This is a genomic window from Oligoflexus sp. (assembly GCF_035638955.1).
In the GTDB taxonomy this organism is placed as follows: domain Bacteria; phylum Bdellovibrionota_B; class Oligoflexia; order Oligoflexales; family Oligoflexaceae; genus Oligoflexus.
In genome coordinates this window covers 1-5,827 of sequence record NZ_DASQYZ010000184.1, presented here as the reverse complement: position 1 = coordinate 5,827, position 5,827 = coordinate 1, and the positions used below count along the sequence as shown (strand labels likewise).

The 5,827-nt window shown below is 51.4% G+C and carries 5 protein-coding genes; 1 reads left to right on the top strand and 4 read right to left on the bottom strand.

The annotated features are described in order from the left end of the window. Positions 1 to 35: 35 nt before the first annotated feature. The 3 genes from VE954_RS17140 to VE954_RS17130 all read right to left on the bottom strand — a co-directional run bounded on the left by VE954_RS17140 (position 36) and on the right by VE954_RS17130 (position 3,900). Positions 36 to 794 carry a S1 family peptidase gene (locus VE954_RS17140; RefSeq protein ID WP_324954931.1) on the bottom strand — a complete coding sequence of 253 codons (759 nt, stop codon included), beginning with the start codon at positions 792 to 794 and terminating at the stop codon, positions 36 to 38. A 607-nt stretch (positions 795 to 1,401) separates the two neighbouring features. Next, positions 1,402 to 1,680 carry a hypothetical protein gene (locus tag VE954_RS17135; protein ID WP_324954929.1) on the bottom strand — a complete coding sequence of 93 codons (279 nt, stop codon included), beginning with the start codon at positions 1,678 to 1,680 and terminating at the stop codon, positions 1,402 to 1,404. Positions 1,681 to 2,898: 1,218 nt separating this feature from the next. Next, positions 2,899 to 3,900 (bottom strand): LA_2272 family surface repeat-containing protein, encoded by a 1,002-nt coding sequence (locus VE954_RS17130; RefSeq protein ID WP_324954927.1) that lies wholly within the window; start codon positions 3,898 to 3,900, stop codon positions 2,899 to 2,901. A 254-nt stretch (positions 3,901 to 4,154) separates the two neighbouring features. On the opposite strand from VE954_RS17130, the gene VE954_RS17125 reads away from it, so the two are divergent. Beyond that, the gene (locus VE954_RS17125) at positions 4,155 to 4,649 is read left to right on the top strand and encodes a hypothetical protein (RefSeq protein WP_324954925.1); all 495 of its coding nucleotides are present in this window, start codon (positions 4,155 to 4,157) and stop codon (positions 4,647 to 4,649) included. A gap of 191 nt (positions 4,650 to 4,840) precedes the next feature. On the opposite strand, the gene VE954_RS17120 is transcribed toward VE954_RS17125, so the two are convergent. Then, positions 4,841 to 5,827, bottom strand: a 987-nt coding sequence (locus tag VE954_RS17120) for a hypothetical protein (RefSeq protein WP_324954923.1), incomplete at its 5' end; no start/stop codon positions are given.

Here is a 5,827-nt window from a genome sequence, read left to right as displayed (position 1 = left end):
AGGGCTGCTGTATGGAACATCGGATATACCAGAGTTTATGAGCAGGTGCCTTCAGGAAGATTCAAATTTATTCCGGAATCCGTCTGAACCCAGCAAATTTCTGGACGCATCAGTTCCCATGTGCCCCCATATCTACATCCACCCCCTGTTGACGCAACTCCAAACACACGCCATTGTCCATTCGATAGCTGAGCATAGGCCGGTCCTCCACTATCACCGACACAAGCGTCACGACCATCTCCACCGATGTCGGCCCCAGTCGTCCACACCCGTGTGATGGTGGCATCCGTCTCGTATTTGGACCCAGACTTCCCACCGTTGCGCAAGCCGAAGCCGACAAGTCGAGCAGTTCTGCCGGGTACCAACACTTCTGAAATCTCTGCTGGTGAAAGCAGGATGGGAACATACGCGTCAGCTGGCAAGTCCAAGGGTCTGTCGAGCAGAATATAGCCTATATCTTGTTTTTGGAATCCAAACTCGTCAGTTGGGACGCGATACCGCGCAGCCTGGTACTGAGGGGAAACCTGTCCACCGTCGACACCGCCGCCCACATATACAGCAGGCGTTTCATTGCTCTCCAATCGAAGGCAGTGCGCAGCAGTAATGACAACTTGAGGATGAATCGCAGTACCCGTGCAGGCCATAACTCCATTGTAAGTAATGGCAACCGCAGATGGCCATGCACCCGGTGAAGATTGCGTGCCGCCGAAGATCTTTGGTTCACTGCTTTCTTTTCTTGCATTACAAGCGCCTGTAACCACCGCCACTAGTCCAACAGCAATTTTGAGCCTCATTCTAGTCATCCTCATAAAACTAAGGTTTCAGGATTTCCGCTATTCATCGCGGCGGAAAGTCATAAAGACTTAGTTAGTATACTCAGCGAGCGGAGTCAATAATGGTTGATTCATAAGTTCAGAAAAGAGAGCGCGCTGTTCTTATTTAAAGACGCCGTGAACATAAGCGAAGCCAGAGACACAAATGAAAGAAAGCGAATTTCACTCTCTGCGGTTTCATCCGACCTGATCCCTTGAGTTTCGCCGATGGCCTTCGATTGTTCGCAATGGCGAACATCATGTTATCCATAAACCATGAAAAATATAGAGATATTTTACCGTGAAGTGTGCCTGATGGTTGTTGAGTCCGGCGCTCACCCGCTAAGCTAAGAAAAATCAAAGTTCAACGGTTTAAGAGTTCAAGATGCAATTTCTCCTCGTTCGGGCAGGATTTGGTTTCCAAACTCACTGTCTTAAACCCGGAGGCAAAAGTAACGTTGCGGAACTTGACCGTGGAAGCGATACTGAAGTTCCCCGAAATTTCGGACACGGAAAAATAGAAGTTTTATTCCGCGACCTCAAGCAAAATCTGTCGTTTGGTAGTCTTCCTTGCAGTGGGAAAAATGCATCAGACCTGGCCGTCTGCCTGCCACTTCTTCTTGCTGCTTCGCTGCGCCTGCGGCCGGATATTTGGGGAATGGAAGATGGCATGACGATCGGTGCGAGATTGCCCTTGCCCGGAAACGCATCCTGTCCACCGCGCTGGTAGTCCTTGATCCAGGCACCCAGGGCTGGCTGCTGGCTTATCCCAAGATCTTTGGCCCTTCATTCCCTTCTCAATGACCAGCTTTACAGCTTCAATCTTGAACTCTTTGGTATAGCGCTTTTGCTTTTTCTTGTCAGCCACTTGGTACCTCGATGTAAGGGGTATCCCCCCATTATACATTCCCGGTGTCCGATATTCTGAGGAGCTTCAGGACATCATTGACGATGTTTCCCGTCATCAGTTTAGTCAACACCTGGCGCAATCTCTTGGCTTCATAGCGCGAGTCAAGGCCCAGTCGAGGTCACCTTAGAACTCTTGGTCAGAGCCAGATTCAAGCTACGTTGCGGTCTGTGACAGCTTCGCTCATCATGGGCCATGTAAATGTTTTGATACGCTATATTGATTAAGTCTAGGCTGTTGAACCCTGATTAAATACCCTATCTGACCATTATTGTTTATTTTATGGTAAATGTGAATTGGTGGTCAACTTCGGAGAAACTTCCATGGAAGAATCAACATCAAAACAGGAATCCTTGGATGCCATTTCCACTTCACGTATGAAAGTGCTTCCTGCTGCCGTTATCCGGGAAATCGAGCTGCAAAACAGGGTTCGAAGGCAGATGGGGCTGAGTGGAATTCAAGTCAAAATTCGTAACTGTCTTCAGTGCAGCCATCCATTCCAGTCGGCCGGGCGTCGGACTTGCGGCTGCTATACAGCTCCAACAGGAAGACTTTCAGGCCACGATATTATCTGATTGATCGGGCAACACTTCAATCTCCGGGCAGAGAGCGGTAGATCGGTATGCGTGGAGAAAGGGTCTTTAGGACTCAAGTTTTTTTGTGGCAGCCGAGAGAGAGACTGGGCAATGGTATCCCGTTGCCTTGTATGACACTTACTTTGCCCAGGATTTTCTCTATGAATCCTGGGTTCTTTTAAACCCCCGCACTCGCCCCCGCTCAGTCGGGTTCAAAAAACCCATTTTCCCCCACGGCCTGGGAAAGCTTTTTCGTGTGTCCCGAGCAAACCGGACCGCTTATCCAGCCATGTCCCCCAAGAACCCTGGCGCTACAAAAAAAGACAGGCTCATGCACCGGACCGCGCTGACCATGATCGTCATACTCGAAACCTGAAAAAATCCCCTTCTGCAGCATCTCACTGAGCCTTTGTCTTGCGTCAAGGCCGGGTGCCAGTGAAACCTTATTCTCAACCGGCTTTGGCAGCTACTTCAAATTCATGAGGATTGCTTTTTGTTCCGCGCCTCGGGTATGGGTCAGGACAAAATTCAAAAGCTCTGCCGCCGCGGATTGCTCAGCGTGCTTTTTTTGGTTGAACGAACGTCACCACCCCCCCGGGAAAGCTCATTTCCACCAGCCCAAGGCATTGACCGAAACCCCTGCCGTAAGCGAAAAAAACCTATCCGGCTTCGATGTGAGCGAATCTGAGCGCCTGCGCGACGGTTCCCGAAACGCGAGCCGTTCAAGCCCCGCATGGTAGCTAAAATATGGAGATGGAGCGAATTCACCGACAACACGATAGCCATGCAAAGCGTCCCGCGCATACCAGGTCGGGGAATAAGCAACGTCTTCGAGCCTTACGTTGGTACGGGGACCAATCGGAAATGCCGCGCCGAACGTGGCGCTGCGAATGAACGGTCTTTCCCGATGATAGCTTTGGCGTTTGCCGGGATTGAGCTCTCGGGAGTCGCAGTCCAGTATCGTATAAAAGTAGCGACTTCCGCTCAAAAGCGTCACGCGGCCGTAACCAACAGAATCCCAACTGAACTCCATACTCAGGCGGCCTCCGCGGGCTAAACTCAAAAGGCCGATCGGAATCACGCGCTCTTGGTTGGAGACATTGAGAAGACCAAACTGCACCGCAAACTCACCCCCTTCATCCTGAGGCAGAATAATGTTCGCCGCCCCAAACTGCAGCCCACCAACGTTTTCGCCGCTGAAGTTCAAAAAGCCCATCTGAGCTCCGTAGACATGATCCTGAACCACGTTGATCAGGCTGAGCTGAAGACCATACATGTGGCCACCGTTGATATTCGTAACAAATCCAAACTCCACCCCGTAGCTACTGCCACCAACAAAATTGCCGACACCCCCGATGCCGACGCCGGTCAGATCCGTTTTCGTTTGATTGTAACCATAGGCGGCGCTGATCCCGTGAATTTCAAGATGGGCGCAGTTGATCAGACCGATGCAGAACGAGCTCGCCGTTTGATCATAGGCCGTCCCGTTGGAACTCAAAGGGCCAAAAAGAGATATGGTCGCCGGAACACTATGCGCTTCGGATTCCTGAGCAGACGTCAGCAGGGCGAGGAGGACAGAGAGGAAGTGAGTGAACTGTTTTAGCATTGGCAATATCCTGAATGAAGGGTTCCGTAACAGATGCGGCACCATTCATAGCGCAAACCGAGGATGAAGACCAAAGACTTCCCGCGCTGCGGCGACGAGGCAGGTCCCGGGACGAATGTTCGATACGATTGTATCTAAAGACCGAAGGCTTTCGGACGGATCGGTGATACCCCATGGAGAGGGGTATCAACTTCAAAAGCATTAACGCATTTCTGGTATAATCAACCTGCCAGACATAGGGGAGGTGCGGAGCTTTGAAAAACACCAAGCGCGCGTTACGATCCGCCAAAGCACGCAACACGGCGTTACGCAAAAGCCGATCCCAGGCACTGCATGCACGTTTTGCAGGTTCGGCTCCCACGCCTGCCATGACGTTACTGCAAAGGCTCTTCCAGAAAAACCAGCTGTGGGGTCAGCACGAAACCTTGAATGATCCGTTAAACCTGCCACTCATAGTCATCATGCAGAATACTGAGGATGCATTCAGGCTTCGTGTCAGTCTTAACATCGTGAAATTCGCAGTCGAGGCATTCAAAATATCAGACACCGGGACCGAGCTTTCCATGCATGCAGACCTGCTAAAGGATCTGGTGCTGGAGATATTTTTTGAGTTCGGCCCTTTGAACAAAAAATACGTCCGCGAGCAAATTGGAGGGCTCCAGGGTACTTCGTTTCAGAGTTTAGGAGCAAACATCAGATTGCTGGCCGAAACTCATGGAGACTGGCGCAGCAAAGACGATCACGGTTAGCAGTCGGAATGTCGGATATTCCTCATGGTCCGCGTTTTCTGAGACCTTAAATTATGCAATTACCTGCATAACCCTTTCAAATACCATCTTCATCCTTGACTAGGCCTTCAGAGTTTCATCATTGTTGCCTTGAAACATAGCTCCAAAATCATGACATTCATCCGGAATTCAACTTCTCTTTCCACATAAATTTAAGTCAATTTTGCAAGCCATGCGCGCCTTGCAAGTTCCTTCTGCGTCAAACTCATGATGCTTGTCACCTCAGTGAGGATCCGGGCCTTCTCTGCAGTCGGCAACGCGGATTTCATCAGCGCCTTCGAGAACGCCGAGCTCAGCGCCGAGCCTGACAGATGGGCAAAGACATCACCGTGCGGCTTCGCGTGACTAAGACCACCGATGAACGCCTCATCGGATGCGGGCTCTGCATCTGGGCCATCTGCGACCACCACTGAAGCCGCACGGCCTGCCGGGTAAATTTCAGTCTGTCCGGTATGAACCTCCGCTGAAAAAAACTCAGGTACGGTTGGATCCGGGATTCCGGTTTCACCATCGACCCAGGGGCCTGGCCCGCCCCTGACCCCCGGCTTGACTTCAACGGGAATGGGGGAGAAGGGAGCCTGGAAAGGCAAAACCACGGCCCTGGTATCACGCTCCGGTGTCACAGGATTCGCAAAGCAGGGCTCGTGATCCCTATGGGATCCCTTCTTAGGAATTTTTTGCGAAAGCCGGTTTGGCCTGGCAGGCTGCAAGGCTGCGAGCAACCACTCAGGTAAAATCTGATCCGGGGATTTGCCCTTCAGCGAGCTCCGATGATGGTAGAGGCTCCGCACTATCGAACCCAGATTTCGCGTGAGCGATTGCGATTTCTGCCAGCCTGGAACGCGTTTTATGATTTGATCCAGCGCCGCGCGGAGCTCACACTGGCCAATTCCCTTCCACTTGCAGGTTAGAATAATTGTAACTAGCCAGTGATTGCGCTCGCCCTTCTCCACGTTTTCCGGCATGTCCATATGAGCAAGCAGTTTACATCCTGTGTTTTGATGGTTTTGTAGCAAATCGTAAGCCCTGTCCGTCAATGCACGGACAGGGCGAATCGTCAGGCGATAACCCTCTCCCGGCAACGCCTCAACCTCCAGCCACTTCGGGGGATCGGATAGCAGTTTATAGACGGTGTTCTT

Excerpts from the sequence above, each read along its gene's own strand:
- VE954_RS17140 (WP_324954931.1), bottom strand. The coding sequence starts at position 794 with ATGAGGCTCAAAATTGCTGTTGGACTAGTGGCGGTGGTTACAGGCGCT.
- VE954_RS17130 (WP_324954927.1), bottom strand. The coding sequence starts at position 3,900 with ATGCTAAAACAGTTCACTCACTTCCTCTCTGTCCTCCTCGCCCTGCTG.